The sequence below is a fragment of the Paenibacillus sp. Soil766 genome (genome assembly GCF_001428105.1).
Lineage (GTDB): Bacteria > Bacillota > Bacilli > Paenibacillales > NBRC-103111 > Paenibacillus_E.
In genome coordinates, this window is the sequence record NZ_LMSJ01000003.1 from 78,569 (window position 1) to 97,335 (window position 18,767).

General features: G+C 47.2%; 16 protein-coding genes and 1 pseudogene. 2 read left to right on the forward strand and 15 right to left on the reverse strand.

Annotated elements, in window-relative coordinates; genetic code table 11:
- Positions 1 to 3: 3 nt before the first annotated feature.
- Complete coding sequence (locus ASG89_RS03200) at positions 4 to 1,851, reverse strand: GH32 C-terminal domain-containing protein (RefSeq protein WP_057308863.1); 1,848 nt, start codon at positions 1,849 to 1,851, stop codon at positions 4 to 6.
- Between the two features lie 268 nt (positions 1,852 to 2,119).
- On the opposite strand from ASG89_RS03200, the gene ASG89_RS03205 reads away from it, so the two are divergent.
- Together ASG89_RS03205 and ASG89_RS03210 are read left to right on the forward strand one after the other, a co-directional pair.
- Entirely contained in the window at positions 2,120 to 2,386 is a 267-nt protein-coding gene (locus ASG89_RS03205; protein ID WP_057308864.1) for a type II toxin-antitoxin system Phd/YefM family antitoxin, read from the forward strand.
- Entirely contained in the window at positions 2,373 to 2,693 is a 321-nt protein-coding gene (locus ASG89_RS03210; protein ID WP_057308865.1) for a type II toxin-antitoxin system RelE/ParE family toxin, read from the forward strand. The genes ASG89_RS03205 and ASG89_RS03210 overlap by 14 nt, the downstream gene beginning before the upstream one ends.
- On the opposite strand, the gene ASG89_RS03215 is transcribed toward ASG89_RS03210, so the two are convergent.
- The 14 genes and pseudogenes from ASG89_RS03215 to ASG89_RS03280 all read right to left on the reverse strand — a co-directional run bounded on the left by ASG89_RS03215 (position 2,675) and on the right by ASG89_RS03280 (position 18,514).
- The gene (locus tag ASG89_RS03215) at positions 2,675 to 4,291 is read right to left on the reverse strand and encodes a response regulator transcription factor (RefSeq protein WP_057308866.1); all 1,617 of its coding nucleotides are present in this window, start codon (positions 4,289 to 4,291) and stop codon (positions 2,675 to 2,677) included. The genes ASG89_RS03210 and ASG89_RS03215 overlap by 19 nt on opposite strands.
- An 8-nt stretch (positions 4,292 to 4,299) precedes the next feature.
- Positions 4,300 to 6,054, reverse strand: coding sequence for a sensor histidine kinase (locus ASG89_RS03220; RefSeq protein WP_235549577.1), 1,755 nt, complete (start codon positions 6,052 to 6,054; stop codon positions 4,300 to 4,302).
- A 136-nt stretch (positions 6,055 to 6,190) separates the two neighbouring features.
- A partial coding sequence (locus ASG89_RS03225; RefSeq protein WP_235549578.1) for an extracellular solute-binding protein occupies positions 6,191 to 6,673 on the reverse strand: 483 nt, incomplete at its 5' end.
- A gap of 220 nt (positions 6,674 to 6,893) precedes the next feature.
- Positions 6,894 to 7,831 (reverse strand): annotated as a pseudogene (locus tag ASG89_RS03230) (ABC transporter substrate-binding protein); the annotation flags it as partial.
- A gap of 358 nt (positions 7,832 to 8,189) precedes the next feature.
- Positions 8,190 to 9,443 (reverse strand): MFS transporter, encoded by a 1,254-nt coding sequence (locus tag ASG89_RS03235; RefSeq protein ID WP_057308869.1) that lies wholly within the window; start codon positions 9,441 to 9,443, stop codon positions 8,190 to 8,192.
- 4 nt (positions 9,444 to 9,447) lie between these two features.
- Entirely contained in the window at positions 9,448 to 10,062 is a 615-nt protein-coding gene (locus ASG89_RS03240; protein ID WP_057308870.1) for a nitroreductase family protein, read from the reverse strand.
- Between the two features lie 33 nt (positions 10,063 to 10,095).
- Positions 10,096 to 11,148 (reverse strand): ABC transporter substrate-binding protein, encoded by a 1,053-nt coding sequence (locus tag ASG89_RS03245; RefSeq protein ID WP_082592679.1) that lies wholly within the window; start codon positions 11,146 to 11,148, stop codon positions 10,096 to 10,098.
- A gap of 45 nt (positions 11,149 to 11,193) precedes the next feature.
- The gene (locus ASG89_RS03250) at positions 11,194 to 11,529 is read right to left on the reverse strand and encodes a ferredoxin family protein (protein WP_057308871.1); all 336 of its coding nucleotides are present in this window, start codon (positions 11,527 to 11,529) and stop codon (positions 11,194 to 11,196) included.
- A complete protein-coding gene (locus tag ASG89_RS03255; RefSeq protein WP_057308872.1) occupies positions 11,526 to 13,130 on the reverse strand; it encodes an FAD-dependent oxidoreductase in 1,605 nt (534 codons plus the stop codon). The genes ASG89_RS03250 and ASG89_RS03255 overlap by 4 nt, the downstream gene beginning before the upstream one ends.
- A 177-nt stretch (positions 13,131 to 13,307) precedes the next feature.
- The gene (locus ASG89_RS03260) at positions 13,308 to 14,165 is read right to left on the reverse strand and encodes an ABC transporter permease (RefSeq protein ID WP_057308873.1); all 858 of its coding nucleotides are present in this window, start codon (positions 14,163 to 14,165) and stop codon (positions 13,308 to 13,310) included.
- Between the two features lie 40 nt (positions 14,166 to 14,205).
- Entirely contained in the window at positions 14,206 to 15,018 is an 813-nt protein-coding gene (locus tag ASG89_RS03265) for an ABC transporter permease (RefSeq protein WP_057308874.1), read from the reverse strand.
- 21 nt (positions 15,019 to 15,039) lie between these two features.
- The gene (locus ASG89_RS03270; protein WP_057308875.1) at positions 15,040 to 15,816 is read right to left on the reverse strand and encodes an ABC transporter ATP-binding protein; all 777 of its coding nucleotides are present in this window, start codon (positions 15,814 to 15,816) and stop codon (positions 15,040 to 15,042) included.
- 171 nt (positions 15,817 to 15,987) lie between these two features.
- Positions 15,988 to 16,836: a DUF2935 domain-containing protein gene (locus ASG89_RS03275; protein ID WP_057308876.1), complete on the reverse strand. Its 849-nt coding sequence runs from the start codon at positions 16,834 to 16,836 to the stop codon at positions 15,988 to 15,990.
- A gap of 100 nt (positions 16,837 to 16,936) precedes the next feature.
- A complete protein-coding gene (locus ASG89_RS03280; RefSeq protein WP_057308877.1) occupies positions 16,937 to 18,514 on the reverse strand; it encodes a helix-turn-helix domain-containing protein in 1,578 nt (525 codons plus the stop codon).
- Positions 18,515 to 18,767: the final 253 nt, after the last annotated feature.

The window sequence follows — 18,767 nt, forward strand, 5'->3', positions numbered from 1 at the left end:
CTGTCATTTACCATCAAAAACATACACTTGGAGACTCGACATGACTGTCCCATCTTGGCTAGTCGCCTTGATTTCAGCCTGCCCAGTCTTGACACCTTTCACCGTTGCCCCTCCGTCATCCACTGAAACGGACGCGATTCCATCATCGCTAGATGTCCACTTCAGCTCTTGTGGTGCGCTCAGTGGAATTACGGAGGCTGCGATGTGTTGGCTCCTGTTCACCTCTACATCAAGCGTAGTATTGTTCAACACTACTCTCCTTGGCGATGTACCGTTCACATCTTCCTTACGCCAAACCGTCCCCATTGGATAAAACTTCGCTTTTTCCAACGTGACATTCCCTTCAGTTGCACTCAGCTCCAGTCGATTGCTCGTAGGATCAGGGAAGATCAGGCTAGAGACAACAGCCTCGCCATCATTGGCAAATACCTCTAAACTAGCCTCATCCACGAAAAATTGAAGTTTGAGGTTTCCGTTCTTCAGCCTCAGCGGTGCCGACACTTGTTCGGCGAAGCCTTTCTCGAATGAGCTGATCCCAGAGTGAGTTCGATCAATCGTTAGCTTTTCAGCGTGAGCGTCATAGGTGACGTTCGTTGCCTGATCGGTTCCTTTACGAAGTTGGAATTCTACTTTACTATTTGGCTGAACAGTGAGCTCCGAGACTAGTTCATATGAAGTTCCTTTTACACGATCAAAAGGATTCACTCCTGACATTAACTCCTGTTTCGTCACGATCACTTCTTTGCCGCGCAGCGTCTGCAATTCTTGGATCGGCTCCTGAATCAAGCGTATGCCTTGATCAGGGATATTCCTCAACCGCAGCTCACGGGGGATCGACATATTGCCCTTCCAAGCTCCCGTTGGCATTGCGAATGGATAACGCCAGTTGGACATCCAGCCCAGCCAGATGCGACGTCCATCTTTTGCCGGAATATCCGAATAAGACACAGCCGCATAGAAATCCTTCCCATAATCCGTCCACAAGACATCGGAAGCTGGGTTATCGTTCTTGAACGTACGGCCGTCGAACGTACCGACGAAGTATTGAGCCGTTGAGCCTTTGGTTGTGCTGTTGCTGCCGATGCTTACGGCTAATACCCATTTCTTCGTTTTGCTGCCCTCTACAGACAACTCAAACAAGTCCGGACATTCCCAAACCGCTGCATGGGAGCCTTGATCGCGTCCAAACTCACTTGCGAGCTTCCATGCTTTCAGGTCAGGCGATGTGTAGAATTGAACTCGGTTATCCACAGACACTACCATCACCCAGGATTTCGTCGGCTCGTGCCAGATCACTTTGGGGTCTCGGAAATCTTTCAAGCCCGGATTCGGAATAACTGGATTCCCTTCATATTTGGTCCATGTACGCCCCTTGTCAGTGCTATAGGCAAGGCTTTGAGATTGCAGGCCGCCTTTGAAATGCGTAAAAACCGCGACTAGTCCCGCCTTGCCGCCAAAGAATCCACTCGTATCCTTCGCGTCCACAACCGCGCTGCCTGACCAAATTTCACCGAGCGAATCCCTAGCTAGCGCGACCGCCAGATGTTCCCAATGAATCAAATCCCGACTAACCGCGTGACCCCATTGGCCGCTGTTTTGATAGAACTGATGATACTCCCCTTCAAAATACACCATCCCATTCGGGTCACTTAGATTTCCTGACTCTGGTGATAAGTGATACTGCGGGCGAAACTTTTCCGTATAATAAGTCGGATCCTTCGCATAAGAGAAAGCTGTTTCCTCCGATGCGTCCGTCGATTTGTCATTACCTGCTACCAGAGCCGTCACCCCCCAACCCAGAAGTACGATCGCGGCACTACCTGCCACCCATAACCCTATTTTCTTCCGCATGGTTCCTCCCTCTAATCCACTGTCTATTATGATGTATCGTTATTGTACCGAGTCAGCGAATAGAAAGATTTCAATATCCTTGGGAGTTGTGTTTTAAAATGATTTGCAGGGAGTGACGCGATTGCACTCGTCAACAGACAAAAAACAAAAAATACTCTCATCCGTTAGATGAGAGTATGTAAGCCCGTTCATGGTTATCGGAATTGAACGTTGTACATAATAATGCTATAATAATGTCATTATTAAAAATGGAAAGGTGGATTAGATTATGCCGCATATTAGACCGATAACGGATTTAAGAAATACAACTGAAATCTCGGAGCTTTGTCATAAACAAGACGAACCCATTTTTATCACTAAGAACGGATATGGTGACTTAGTCGTAATGAGTATTGAAACCTATGAACGTCAACTTGCGCTAGTTGACGTTTATAAAAAGTTAGCTGAAGCTGAAAAGCAAATTGCTGAGGGTCAACCTTTATTAGAAGGTGAGGCAGTTTTTAAAAGGCTGCGAGACAAATATGCAAACAAATGATTATGGTTTGAAATTCACACCATTAGCAAGTGATGATCTTGAGCAGATTTACAGTTATGTATCACATAACTTATTTGCTCAAGCTGCGGCAGACAACCTTCTAGCAAAAATTGAATCCAGTATTATGAGCCTCGCAGGATTCCCGTACTCAGGAAGCTTTTTGTTAGAAGAGTCTCTAAAATCCAGAGGATATCGTAAGTTAATCGTTGATAATTATCTTGTATTTTATCTTGTCAATGAGTTAGAAAAACATGTTGTAATTATGCGTATCATGTATGGTGCACAAAACTATAAAGATTTACTTTGACCCTCCTCCCGATACTCCTTCGGTCCCTTCCCGTAGAACTTCTTGAAAGCCGTACTGAAATAGCTCGAGCTAGAATATCCCACCAACGTAGCAATATCCGTTAGCTTGAGTTCACTTTCTTTGAGCAAATCCGCTGCCCTATTCAGACGCAGCCTCGTGATATAGTCACTAAAAGTTACACCCACACTTTGCTTGAACAGTCCAGATAAATACGTTTCATTCAGATGAAACATGTTGGCCAACGAGGCCAGCGTGAGCTCATAAGAAAAGTTCTCATCCACGTAATTGCGAATGGCTTCCATCATTTGCTGACCACTGGAGAACCTAGTTTTCCTCACTTCTTCCATGACTAGTCGGGCCATGTCGTGCAGCTGGTCGAGCACTTGCTCCCGAGAGGAGTAATCTCTCACACTCATCTGGCAGTTCCAGAGATAGCTCTGCAGGGACGCATCCCCTAGCTCAAATTTCTTGGCAACGGCGTTAAACAGGAGAATCATGCGCAGCGCCAAAAAGGTGAACACAAACATTGGCGTATCTCGATCCGCGGAGAAAATGGCTTGTAACTGCTTCGTAAAAGCTGGCATATCGAGATTTTCGATGGTTTGCATCAGCTTTTTCTCCACCTCAGGTGAAAAGCTATGCGTCATGGCGAGCATATTCCGATCCGGGCCCGCTTTATCGGAATGAATCGTGCCCTGGCTCCAGGCAAGCATGCTAGATGCGTAGCCATTTTTGAGCTGCCTCAAACCGTTGATAGGCTCGCCAATACCAAGAACACAGTCTACTTTGAGGTAGCTTTGGATGTCCCGTTTCAGCTTACGCACGAATTCAGCCAAGAAGCGATCATACTCGGCAATTTGAACTCGTATGAGAAAATGTATCATTCCAGGGTGACTCATCGCGTAGAACGGATAGATATGCTCCCATTTCTGCGCGGACTCCCGACACAACATCTGAAAAGCTAAATACAGCAAGTCTTTCCGCTCACTCCAATCGTCCAAGCGCCCTGGTGGGATTCGCATCTCTACAGTTACAAATTGAACATGAACATCATCAACTGCTAACGCTGATAATTGCAGCTGCTCCATCCGTTCCTTCATGGTAGACACGCTGAACCATTCATCCTTCACCAGCTGCCAAAGAAGCTGCTCTTGCATCAGCCCCAGTTGCTGATGGTTTTTGATTTCCTCTTGATCTTGCTCCCGCAAGCGATTGCGATCCTCTTCCAACTCCGCGGCTAGCTTGCCGAGAAGTGCCGTTAGCTCACTGCGAACCACAGGTTTGAGCAGATAATCCTTCACCCCGAGCTGAATAGCAGCCTTCATATATTCAAAATCCGAGTAGCCCGAGAGCACAATGATACGAAGCGCAGGGTACTTTTCCTTGCATGCGCTAACTAAGGCAATCCCGTCCATTTGCGGCATGCGAACGTCTGTAATAACAACATCCGGCAGCGGATGTGCTTCCAGAAACTGCAAGGCTTCCAGGCCATTAGCCGCTTCCTGCGCAATTTCGAACCCGGCGGATATCCAATCAATTTTGGCTTTAATGCTATTACGAACGCCGACCTCATCATCAATCAGCATGATTCTGTACATCTCGGTTGTCAGCTCCTTATCAACGGCAGAATTAAGTTCAATTCCGTCCCCTCACCCAGCTTGGCATGCAGCTCTAACTGAAATTGTTCGCCATAATTCAGCCGACATCGGGATAACACATTGCGAAGCCCGATACTTTGCCCCTCGGTACTGAGAATCGCAACAGAATCACCTGTTTTGATCTCTTCTAGTAGACTTCGGACCAATTCAGCAGACATACCAATGCCATTATCCTTCACGGAGATCAGCAATTTATCCTCCTGCAACTTCGTCCTTAGGGTAACCTGCGCGACGCCGTCCTTTTCTAAGCTATACTTCACCGCATTTTCTACCAGTGGTTGAATGATGAATTTCGCGATTAAGAACTGGTTTGCCGCGGGATCTTCTTCAATCACAATCTGTAATCTTTCCTCATGCCTCAAATGAAGGATGAACAAATAATCCCGAATATATGCCATTTCTTCCACTACTCGGACCAAATCACTACCCAGGTTGAGGGAATATCTCATCATTTTGCCCAAAGCTTCCGTCGCATCCATTACAAGGTCTTCCCTCTTCATCGCGGCAAGACCGCTAATGATTTCAAGCGTATTATTATAAAAATGCGGATTGATTTGCAGCAGCAGTGCTTTGTACTCGGCATTTTTCCTCCGCAAGTTCGTCTCGAACTCTGTCTCGATTAAATAGCGCAGCCGATGGGTCATCTGCTCGAACACCCTTGTCACATAGTTCACTTCACTATGGCCCTGCCCAACCTTCGGCATCACGTGCAGCGCCTGATGAAACTCCCCGCGCTCTACATGCCTCATTGCTCTCCCCATCACGCTCAGCGGCTTGGTAATGCCTGCGGACAGCCAAAAGGCTGTTAGTATCGCAACGATCAGCAACAAAAAGCTAACAACAAGCATCGTTTGGCGAATGTGTGTGATTTTTTCATACAATTCAGCCTCAGGCACACTTCCGATAATCGTCCAATTCTGAGCAGGCAGCTTGCGGAAAAAGAGCAGATTCGTCCCTCCTTTCGCCTCCATTGGAAAAATTCCACTAGCTTCCCCGTCAAAACGTGCATCGATCTGCTGAAGCCCCTTCCCCAGCATGTCCTTGTCTTCAGATAGATTCTGATCCAGCACACTGTTGCCGTCATGCGTCAGCAAAACGACCTTCCCCGTCTTCCCCACATGAATCTTTTCAATGGCATTGCGAAGCAGGGTTGTTGGATAATTCACTTTGATGAAGCCCATATTTTTTAGCGATTGCAATTGTACGAGTGGGAAAAGGAAGCTATTAATCAATCGAGCTCTCATAAAATCATCCGACTGATCGACATCCTTGTGTGCGGTCGTCCAACGCTTGTTTTCATTCATAAAATCCTGAAACCACGCGCTGTTCTTGTAGGTTCTATCCTGCGTCCACACACCGCCAGCATCCTCGGCGAACGCACTGATCGAAATGCCACTGGAATTGTTCACCCCATAGGAGGAGAAATACTCTCGCAAACGTTGCTTCGTGAGAACGCGTTCCTGAATCGTACTATCTGGGTTCAAATGTACGGTCAACCAATCCTGCGTCGTTCTGGCGCTCACCACCTGATTGCCCGTATCCTCGACCTGCGTAAGCAACGTCCCGACATGCGAGGCGAACTGCTCGATCGTTTGCGATGTTGAAGCTTCGATCGACGACTTGATTGACTTGGTCGCTTCTTCACTAAGGATATAGGCCAAAGTGGCAAAAGGGAGAAGCAATAGAACCGAGAAAACCGCCATCAAACGGCTCCTCAATGAGAAAAACATGTTATTCCCCCGTTCTGTCTGATCCTTTATATCATACCCCGGGCCGTCTGTCGTAACAACGACAAAGAGACGATCATTAAAATGATTCGTCTCACTTATCTGGAGCTGCTTACTTCTTCTGTGCTAGAACATCTGCGTACGCTTTATCAATTGTCGTAATGGCATCTGCGATGGAAGCATCAATGTTTCTTTTGCCGATCGTGACATCCTCAAACATTTTGTTCACAGCATCTGACATTTGCGGGAAGATCGGCGTGATTGGGCGCGGTCTTCCGTACTTCTGATTCTGAATAACGAAGATGTTCTTCGGATACTCATTCAGCTCAGGGAACGCCTTTGCAGAAGAATAACGGGATGGGATATCCTTCGTCATTCCTGCATACGTTTTCTGTCCTTCTTCCCCAGTAACCCAATTAATGAACTTCCAGGCTTCATCTGGATGCTTACTTTTCCCTGAAATACCGAGGGCCCAGCTGCCGTTGGCTACTGCTTGCGCTGTTCCTTTTGGCAATGGGGCAATATCATAGTCTTCACCCAATTTGAAATTAGGGAATTTCTCCTTCAAATTAGCCAAGGACCACGAGCCGTCAATNCGCTGTTCCTTTTGGCAATGGGGCAATATCATAGTCTTCACCCAATTTGAAATTAGGGAATTTCTCCTTCAAATTAGCCAAGGACCACGAGCCGTCAATTGTAATGGCTAGCTTGCCGTTCGGGAACGGATCTGGTGGATACTCCAATGCAGATACTTTATCTTTGTTGTACAAATCGGAGAAGAACTGTACGGCTTTTTTCGTTTGTGGTGAATCTANCCCAATTTGAAATTAGGGAATTTCTCCTTCAAATTAGCCAAGGACCACGAGCCGTCAATTGTAATGGCCAGCTTGCCGTTCGGGAACGGATCTGGTGGATACTCCAATGCAGATACTTTATCTTTGTTGTACAAATCGGAGAAGAACTGTACGGCTTTTTTCGTTTGTGGTGAATCTAAGTAGCCTTTGGACGTCTTACCGTCTGGGCTCATAATCTCGCCGCCCAGCTGCCAAATGATCGGATATTTGAAGTAGGCTGTCCCCCCTGCGTTACCAAAGCCTTGCGCAGGATCGATACCGAAGATTCCGTTCGCAGGATCATTCACTTTCTTCGCAGCATCCAATACTTGATCCCATGTCCATGGTTCATCAGGGTTTTTGGAAGGAAGCGGAATGCCTTTCGCTTGGAAAAGCTTTTTGTTATAGAACATCGCAATGGAAGACTCGGTCAGCGGTGCCATGTAGATTTCATTTTGATACGTGTAGGTAGCTAGTGTTGATTTCGGAACATCATCCATATTGCCGTCTGTCTTGAAGTACGTCGTCAACGGCTTAAGAGCTCCCGCGTTCGCATACGAACCAACGGTTGGCGCATCAAGAGCCATGATGTCAGGTGGACTTCCGGAAGCGATGGATACGCGTAATTTCGTGTCATAATCCGAGTATGGAATCGGTGTCATTTCCACGGAAATATTCGGATACTTCTGCATAAAAGAGGCTACTAACTTGTCGTAAGCTGCATTCTCCGTATCATTCCCCGAGTTTCTCCAGAACGTGAGTTTTACTTTTTCTTCTTTCTTCACGGCTGTGTCTGTTTGGCTTGGTACTGATGACGAAGATGTGCTTGATGTGCTTCCACTCTCACTTTGGGAAGAACATCCCGCCAGCAATCCACCAACTACGATAGCGCTTACGACTGTTTGACTAAGTTTTTTCATACGATTGTTGCCCCTCTCATTACTCTATTGTTGTTCTTGTCATCATCTTATCAAAGGGGACGAAACATTAAATTCAAAATGCTCTGCTTCTAACTTATAAAATTATCATGCCTTGAGGTGAAAGTAAAAAGGGGGGGGACGCAATGATGGGATATTAAGGTAAATTTGCCATTTTCGTGAAAACAGCGGAACCTCGTTCCTATTTCGCCAAAGCATGCAACTCTGATAGGCTATCCATTCTGTTGTATCTACAACCGTCCCCCGACGCTCATTCCATTTCATCTCATCAAATCTCATCTAACCACATCCCATCACGCAAAAAACGAGCCCCAAAAGGGCTCGCTTCGTTTTAATCGCTCTAATTTGTAGTTGTCGACACGCGCGGCACAGCTTGAACAACCTCCATCTCCGCCTTCTGCGACCGAAATCTTCCAATGTGAAAAGCTTGCCAACAACTAACGCCAAAGACGAGCATAGCCGTAATAAACCAGCCACGAATGCCAAAATGAGCGACGATAACGCCACCGAGAAGTGGCCCGGTTAGGCAGCCAAGAAACATCCATGAGTTCACCATGGCGAAGGTCTGTCCCTCCATCCCCTTGCGGACTAAGCCCCGCACCTGGGCTTGAATGTTGGGCATCATGCCCGCTACGCACAGGCCGAGCGTAAACCGACACGCAAGAATGAGCGGATAAAAGTGCGTCACAGCTTGCACGATACAGAGAAGAAACGCGGTGCTGGTCGCTATTTTGAGCAACAATATAGGTCCTACGCGATCGGAGAGCATGCCCAGCAACGGGGAGAAAACAATAACGGCGAGAGACGTCGCCGATAAGGTGATGCCGAGCAGCCATTGATCGTTGAGAAAGGTGAGTGTATGCGTGGATTGCCGCACGTAGTAAGGGATGATTGGATTCGTCCCAACTAGCGCGAAATTAATGCATAAGGCGCTGAGGAGCAGCGAAGGGAGCGGCTTCATCCGCCAAATGTGCTTCCAGTCCGATACCAATGTGCTCCTTTCCATTTTAGAAACGATAGGTGCACGGGGACCTTCTTTGACAAAGAAGAATACGCTGACGGTCGCAAGCAAAATGCACACACTCATAGCCGGATACGCGCCTCGTACCGAGTAAAATGTAAGCAACGAGGACGCAATCAGGGGTCCGATTAGCGAACCGGTCTCGCCCATCATTTGCATGGTGCCAGCCGAAACGCCAACCTTATTCTTGGCAGCGCCGATCAATATCAGCACCATCGTGAATGGCAGGATGCCGGTGAAGCACCCCTGTGCCAATCGCAGCAGCGCCAGCTGCCAAGGCTCGGTGGCTAGTGACATGCAAGCCGTAACAAGGGTCATCCCCAAGCCCGACCAGAGCATCACAGGCTTACGCCCGTAGCGATCTCCGATGCGGCCCAGAAAAGGCATGAGCAGCATCATGATCATGAAATTGGCCGAGAATATGGCACCTGACCATATGTAAAGCGAATCCCCACTCACATGCCCAACATCCTGAAGAAAGCTGGGCAAGAGGGGAACGAACATGCCATGCGCAGTCGATACAAGCAATTGTACAGAGAGCAACGCTGCAAACTGCCGGTTCCACGGGTCCATCGAACTAGAACGAGCCTTCGATGATACTCTCGCTCAATGCGCGTCGCCCATTCGGCAGCTCACGCTGCTGGAATTCCTCAGCCAATGTTTCACGTGCTCCACGGTAACCCAAAGCAATCACGGCATGAAGCTCATACTCCGCCGGGACTTGAAGCACTTCACGTGCTATTTCTCTGTCATAGCCGCCAACAGCGCGTGTCGCCAGACCTAACAAGTGTGCTTGAAAAGCGATGGACGCCCAAGCTGCACCTGCATCAAACGCATGTGCACCACTTGGCTCACCATCCTGGCGGAACTTGTCAGACAAGATCAGCAACAGAACAGGAGCATGATCCGTCCACAAACGATTGTTCGGCTTAATAAACGATTGAAACTTCTGTTTCTGCTCCTCTGTGTGGGCAACTATGAAACGCCATGGCTGCAAGTTCGAGCTGGAAGGTGCCCAGCGAGCAGCCTCAAGCACCGTATATAATGTCTCTTTCGTTACCTCTTTATCTTCAAAAGCACGCGACGACCAACGATTCAGAAACAGCGAATGCACAGGATAATCCGCCTTACGATTGGCCTCCACCTCGGGGGTTAATACAGCTTGAATAGCTACTTGTGCCGATACAGTCATGTCATCATTCCCTTTCCGAATAGCATGCAGCCTTTATTTAACTAGCCACTGATTCAGTTCAAAATTCTTCTCCGCCAGCTTTTCATCAACCAGAAAATTCTTCGTACCTTCGAGCAGCTTTACGCCTTCATCGGTAAAATTAACCGTCTTGATCGTTTCGATTGGTGTAACCTTCTTGTTCAGTTCCTGTGTGAACCCATTTAATTGCGATAAGTATTGGTAATATTCATCTGGTTTGGATTGCAAATCTTTGAGCGCTTTTTCCCTCGCTTCATTCCAAACCTTCGGGAAATCAGGGAACTTCTTCAGATATTCCTCAGAGACAACTGTAACGCTGCCTCCGATCAAATTCGGATGCTTGGTGGCATCATCAATCAGTGGGAATCCATTCTCAATTTGTTTTAGAGCAAAAATCGCGCTGTTCGTCATTGCGTCCACTTCGCCACGAGACAAAGCTGCTTCACCATCAGGGCGCAGCATATGGATGAACTTCACGTCGGGCACATTTTGTTCTTTCACGAGGCCAGCAATATAACGGTGCATGAAGGAGCCTTTTTGAATCGCGATCGTTTTACCCTTTAAATCAGCGATCGTAGTTGGTCCACCTTTTTTACCAATTAAGTAACCGATATTGTCTGTGGTGTTCTGGGTAATCGCTCTTGTCTTCGCGCCTGTCGAACGAGCAAGCATCGCTGGCGTATCGCCTAGACTGCCGAAATCCAATCTGCCGCTAATTAACGACTCGCTTTGGTCAGGTCCATTCGGGAAAGCTACGAGCTTGACCTCCGTGATGCCGTACTTTTTGAGCTCCTCCTGGATAATTCCTTTGTATAAGCCCCAACCCTCTGCACCACCTGGAAAATTCAGCTTGTTCGTGCCAATGTATCCGTAATTGATCACTGCTGGTGGTTGTACCTTGGCCGCTCCTCCACTTGTCGCTGCTGCACTAGCACCAGCTGTCTTGGCGCCTCCATCGGAATTGCCACAGGCCGCTAAGAAAGCGACCATGGCTGCTAGAATCATTACCAATTGTGTGGTACGGAAGAGTCCGAATCCCCTTTTATTCATCTTCTGTCTCTCTATCATCTTGCATTCTCCTTTCAAATTGACCACCAAAGGGTCCCCACCGTCTTACGCAAAAGTAGTTAGTTTCGATAATTCATACATATAAGGGTGCTCGGCAACTGGTTTACGACCTTTCCCCCAGCCTACTTTCTCCCGATAACCACCAAAGAATCCTTGTTCATCTAAGCTCTCCTCGCTCACATGCATCGGTCCTTCCGCATCCGGCGCCACATATAGCGCATCCGCTGGGCAATACAACTCACACATAAAGCAGGTCTGGCAATCACTCTGACGAGCAATGACAGGTATGCCATTTTCCACACGATCAAATACATTCGTCGGGCATACGGACACGCAGAGGTTGCATTCTACACATTTGGACTCACTGACTAACTCAATCATGGGGTAACAGCCTCCTTGTTTACTTCAGCCTTTTTCGTCCATACCTGATCCAGCCCACCGCTAATTAAACGGTACCCTTGGTCAGCATCAATTTCTGGGAAATCCTCCCGCTTATGCATGCCTCTCGTTTCGGTACGCTCGCGGGCCGTGTTATACATAAGACGGGCCGTAGCTGTCATAGCCGCCGCTTCACGATGGCGAACACCTGCTATATCTAGCGTCGTCACACGTTCACGCAAATCATTCCAAAGCCCATCCAGACGATTGATCGCCCCTTCCAATCCTTTCTGGGTACGAAACAAATTGCGGTCATATGGCATGACTTCCTCTTGTACCGCTTGAATGGCTTCGCCTGTTTTGCTTAAAATCTGACCCGATCCCGACTTCGTGAAGGTTGTCGTTGAGACGCTTTTCAGCGTACGATTATCCGCTTTATCTCCCAGATCTTTCGCAAATTTCGCTGCACCTTCCCCTGCAAATGAACCCGAAGACATCGCCCAAGCAGCATTATGGCTGCCGCCTCCTGTGAAACCTCCACAGATCAGCTCACGCGTTGCAGCATCGCCAGCCGCATATAAACCTGGAACAATGGTTGAACATTGCTCATCCACGATGCGAATACCACCAGTTCCGCGCACCGTGCCTTCTAAGCGAAGGGTGACTGGGAATTTATCTTTGAACGGATCGATGCCAAGTCGGTCGAAAGGCAGGAAGAAATTCGTTTGATTCACACGCAGTAAGGGACGAATCTCTTCCGGCGCTTGATCCAAGCTGGCATACACCTGCCGGCCTTGCAGCAAATTCCGCGCAATGATCGAGCGGCCACGTTGCGACCCTGCGCCTTCTACGATGGAGCCATCTTCGTAGTAGAAGGAAGCGTATTTGTAGTAGGCCGTTTTAGTTACGGAAGAGAATGTGGGGCAGATCGCATACGCATTCGAGAATTCCATCCCGGAGAAATCAGCGCCAGCCTCAGCAGCCAATAGATAGCCATCCCCAGTCAACACGTTCGTACCTAATGCTTTGCTCAAAAAGGCACAGCCACCCGTCGCAATCACTACCGCTCCCGCACGTACTGTCCAGGTCTGCCCGCTCTGCGTTCTCACGCCAGTTGCACCGCCAACGCCATGCTCATCGGCAAGCAATTCGAGCACGGGACTGTGATCGAGGATGCGTACGCCTGCTTTTTGAACCAATTTGCGCATGAGCTTCATATATTCAGGCCCTTGCAAGCCGCGCTTATAAGGATCGCCGAAATCATCCTTCGGAAACGGATACCCCATGGAGCCTAGCTTATTCATATTTGCATAGGTACGATCGAGCACCCGATTCATCCAAGGAATCTCTGCCAGCTTGCCTCCCAACAAATAGCGACTCGCTCTGGCTTCCTCACGCAACTTCTCGTCCGGCTTGACGTACCAAACCCCCGTACCCGATGGCGCCGTTGCCCCGCTCGTTCCACAGTATCCTTTATCCACCAAGATCACCTTGGAGCCATTCGTTGCAGCCGTTAGAGCCGCCCACGTTCCCGCAGGACCTCCACCAATTACCAACACATCCGCAATGAGACCTAAATCATTATCTTCCAAAACCTTTGCCATCTTCATGACCTCCTCTAGAATGAAAATAAAAAAGAGGCATTCCTTATTTAGGAACGCCTCCGTGTGTACGGTTGGACAGGTATTTAATTTTATACCGATAAAACCAAGTTGTTTACTTTGATTAAACACATAGTAGCACCGTATTTCAATGCCGTCAACACTATTTTAAGTAATCGACTAGCCCTGAAAACTGTCTCGCCAGCTCAGCCATCTTCTTTCTAGCCAACGCACAAGTGAATCTACAAGTTTCCCGATCACCGCAAAAATGATGACCCCCACGAAAATAAGCTCTGCGCTTGAATTTTGTTTGCCATAGTTAATCAGAAAGCCAATCCCTTCTTGCGAACCGATCAGCTCCGCTACGACGAGACCCAGCCAAGAAATAGCCACGGATAAGCGTAAACCTAACAGAATACCAGGTAAGGCGGCAGGAAGAATCAATCGAAAAATTTGCTTCGACTTGCTAAAATTCAGCACTTGAGCGACCTCGAATAATTTGTGGTCCACATTTCGAATGCCGAGAAAGGTATAAATATACATGGGGAAAAAGGCGCCATTCGCAATGATCACGATTTTCGAAACCTCGCCAAAGCCGAACCAAAGTATGATTAATGGCGCAATCGCGAGATGCGGAATCATGCGCAGCATTTGAAAGGAAGGATCCAGCATGAACTCCAGTTTTTGAACAAAACCAACGAGAAAGCCGAGAATCAGTCCGATGGATCCTCCAATTAGAAAACCTATGACAGCTCGCTGCAAAGAAATCGATAGATGCTGGGTCAGCTCGCCAGAAGCGATTAGTGAACGAAATTCCGCGGCAATTTGTAACGGTGTGGGTAGAAAGGACGGTGAATACAACCCTAAATCCCCGGATACTTGCCAAATAACAAGGAGTAATAAGGGCACGATCGCGCCGATGACGAAATCGTTCACTCTCTCCCACAACCATTTGATCCGAACAAACTCTAGCTTATGCATACTCGCTTTCTCCATGCCTTGCGTAGCTTGGCTTAGTGCCTCGACACGATTGCTCATCCCATCTCCTCCTTAGCTTAGTGTGATATCCCTTTAGTGATCAGTGTCCTTTGTAGCTGTCTTGCCAGCTCAGCCATTTGCGTTCAAGCAGCCTCACAGCGGTGTCCGCAACGATACCGAAAACGGCAAATATGAGAATACCAACGAACACAACAGGTGTTTTGGAAAATTGCCGCGCATCCGACATCATATACCCGATCCCTGCGGTCGATCCCATTAGCTCAGCCACAACAAGCCCAAGCCAGGACACACCTAATGAGATCCGAACGCCTAGTAAAATATGAGGCAGCGCTCCGGGGATCGTTAAACGGATGATTTGCTTCCATTTACTAAACCCTAACACACGTGTCACATCGAAAAGTTTGTTATCTACACCCCGAATCCCTAGGAAGGCATTGATATAAAGTGGGAAAAAGGCCCCTTTGGCAATGAGGAGAACCTTGGCCGTTTCGCCAATACCAAACCACAAAATAAATAATGGCGCGATCGCCAAGTGAGGCACCATGCGCAGCATTTGGACCGTGGGATCTAACGCTTTCTCCGTTCTACGGAATAAACCAACGAGAATGCCGAAGGCAAGGCCCAAAGAACCGCCTAGCAAGAAACCTGAAAGTGCTCGGACGACACTAATTTTAATATTGTCATAGAGCTCACCCGTTTGAATGAGTCGAATGCCCGCGTTCATAATGCGAAGCGGCGTTGGAAATAGCAAGGATGAAATCACACCCAAATAGCCTAGAAGCTGCCAAGTCAGCAGTACAAGTACAGGTACCAAAGCGCCAAGAAGCACGCGATTTAACCGTTGCTTATATCTCTGTTGATCAACACCTGCCAATTGTCCTTGTTGGCTCATTGAGATTCCCCTCCTTTCTCCTTAAATGCCTGAACTATCTATTAATTCTAGCTCTTCGATTTTCTCGAATTCACTTAGCACCTTAAGCCGCAGCTCCTGAAAAGACGTCGTCGTCTTCTTTCTCGGAATCGGCAGATCGATGGGCACAATGTTCCTTATGGCACCAGGCCGCGGTTTGAGGATCACGACACGATTTGCTAAGTAGATCGCTTCATCAATATCATGCGTGACGAAAATCATCGTTGTTTTATTCTTTTGCCAAATATCAATCAACACTTCCTGCAAGTGCGTTCGCGTAAAAGCATCCAGAGCACCGAACGGCTCGTCAAGCAGCAGCACCTTCGGATTACGGAGTAAGGCTCTTGCTATGGCGACACGCTGAGCCATTCCACCTGAAAGCTCTTTCGGGAACGACTTCTGAAAGCCTTCCAGGCGAACGAGCTTAATCAGTTCGTCTACTTTTTTGCGCACTTCAGGGTCTCTCAGCGAAAGGTCAGCGGCAATATTCTTCTCGACATTCAACCACGGAAACAGCCTTGGCTCTTGGAAAATAAAGCCCTTGTCAATGCCTGGTCCTTGTATCACCTGACCGCCAAGTTGAACTTCGCCGGTATGCACAAGATCCAGTCCAGCGATGATCTTGAGCAGCGTGCTTTTGCCGCAGCCGCTGGGACCTATGACTGTAATAAATTCCCCCTCTTTCACTTGCAGCTGAATATTGTGCAAGGCTTGAACAGACCCTTTGCTAGACTGAAAAGTTTTGTTCACATGCTCGAGTTTCAACAACGGTTGGCTCATCCCATTCAACTCCTCTTTTAAAATAAAAAAAGACACTCCTCTCCCAAAAGAGAATAGCGTCTCCGTTCAAACGGTGGTCACATTTCTAGAGTACCACTCTGGATGAAACTTCGTCAATCATAATTTATTATATTCCTATAAGTTTTATCGGATTTAGTTTTTTCCTCCTATTTAATGTCCCGCATGCTCCTCCCGCATCCCCATGACTGGCTTGCCCGTTAAGCATTGCTCGAACATATCAATAATCGCTAGGAAGCGTTCGGCCTCACGGAACACATGATCCGCCAACAAAGGATGGATAATGCTCTTGATTTTGCAAGCTTCAATTAAATCGCGGGCTGTCTTTTTGAAATCACGCAGGGCTACGACCGAAACACGATTCTGGTCAAGGAACTGATCCAACAGCGGCTCGGTTTGGGATTGCGGCCTCATCCCGCTTAAATCAATAGCTTGGAAGAGCAGCGTATCAAAATCATGGCTAAAATTCCTTGCTTGTTCCACTAACTGACGTTCGGATGGGTCTAGCAGATGACCAATAAACTTAGCGTGATCCGCCATGATGCGCAAGAAAAATATATTTTCATCAATAATCGCGTCGGGTAACGGTTCTAATCGTCCCGTGTTTAATTCGTGTAATCGATTTCGAAAATAGTTAGCTTCACGGCTCGTATGGTCGACTAATAACGGAAAGTTGTTACCGCCAGGCAGCTTGCATTGGATGATGAGTCCGAGAACTTTTCTTTTGAACGCCCAAATATGTGCAGCAGCCGAAGAAACTTCCGTATTGAATCGTCGAATTTGTTCGGGGTCTGTCAACTCGTTATACGCGTGAGATCGACCCTCGATCCCCTCAAAAATATGGTAATAATGATTCGCTTCTTGGATCAACGTCGTATCCTCACATCGAAAACCCAGTTTGAGAAACAAGGAATGCTCCTTCATAATACGCGACCAGAACCGGACCTCATCCAATGAACGCATCACGAACTCATTTGACAATGCAGGCACTCTCCTCACCATGATGTTCTCCTATCCCAAGTATAATGAGCAGATGTCATACATATGCTACGTCACTTCAATTAGGACAACAATGGTGCGAAATTACCTAGTGCATATGCCTTCAGGCATGCCATTGCAGCAAGTCATCCAGGATTTGGTTTTGACCGCTAGGTGCCCAGCTCATACTTATCCAATTCGGAATCACGCGAACCTGATTGTTCTGCACAGCCTTCATCGCATCCCAAGAGGTCCCTTTGAACATATTCGTGTACAGATTAGCCTCCTCTAGCGAAGTAAGTCGTTTATCAATCAACAGAAAATCCGTATCAAATGTCGGCATGACTTCTACCGCAAACTCCCTGGTCCTCACGTTCAAAGGAACACAACTACCTGGCTTCAACCCAAGCTCTGTATATAATAAGTGACTTAACGGGTGGTCGACCAAGCCTTGCACGCGAATTTTCTGACTATACAACCGGATGACGGATACACTTTGGAGACCAACCTTATCCATTAACGCGTCTTTCGTGAATTTCACTCGTAAATCCAGTTGGCTGAACGTTTGTTGCGCTTCTTTTTCCCGACCAACCAACTCAGCAATCCTCATAAAGTACGCACGCCAATCCATTGAAAAATCTACCATGACCGTTGGTGCAATGAGCTTTAACTGATTATAAATCGGAAGATGCCTGTAATCTGCAATGATTAACTCTGGTCGACAGTCACGCAGCTCCGCTAATTGAACTTCTATTCGCCGCTTATTCTCCTCGATGCCTAACTCCAAATGCTGATAGCCATTCAATTCATAGGTATCTTCCACCCCAAGGTCTCGCAAACAATCCTGAAACCGAAAACAAGACGCGACAGCTACCTTCAATTGTTTCCTTTTGATATACATCGTTGGTGAAATACCAAAGCTATTCTTAAACATTCGGCTAAAATAAAACTCATTCCCGAAACCAACAGCTGATGAAATATCCTTGATCGAGGGATCATCTTGTTGTAATAGTTCCTTCGAAGCGTCTATACGAATGTGATTTAAATATTCGACGGGTGACATGTTCTTCGCTTTTTTGAAGCTTCTTGAGTAGGAAGTTGGCGTCAATCCTGCGATGTCCGACAAGGTTTCTAGTTTGATTTTATGAGAAAAATGCTTGTACATATACGTGATGCTTTGATCAATGCCTTTGGAGGCATCCTCAAGCTCAATCGGTTCTAATACTTCCCCCGGCATCTCCTGGATAAGAGTTTGAAATTTGAGCTGTATACTCAGCTCTTTCACTGACCTGGATCGGCATTCTTCATAAAGCTGCTCTATGCTTTCGAGATGCTGCTTTCCTTGTTTCAACTGCAGCTTGCCCGTCTGAAAAAGGGATGGATCGGACGCGGCATTGGCACAATGCCAGCTGCCTTTCTTTTTGGAAAATGTTACACGTCTTATGACTAGGAGGTAGAACTCGATAAAGTCCGATTCCAGCATTACTTCAATAGGATTACTTCCAGCTATATAAAAGCTCTGATTCGGCTTGATCGGTATAGCCTGATTATCGATGCAAAGGATGCCTCTGCCTTGTGTTACAACAAAGAGCATATCGCCTGGGATATTTTTTTTATGCAGCGTGTTCCGTTTGTGGAAACGACGTTTGCGTATGGATGAGAGCATTAGAAGGGAATATTCCTGTCCTTGAACCGGCAGCATATGCAACTTTAACCCCTTTCATGGTTATCATTGATAATGATTATCAATAGGTTCAGTATAAATGGTTTCCATTTATTTGAAAAGGGGTTAAAAGAGCCTTAGCTAGGCATGTGTTTGGGATTAGCTGTAGAAACTACAGTTATCTTCGTGATTTTGGGAGGACATTTCGAAATAACTGGAAAAAATGTAGGTTTTGGCTCTTTTGGGTGAAAAAGTGGGAAACAACTACATAAAATCCATCTAACAAAAAAGT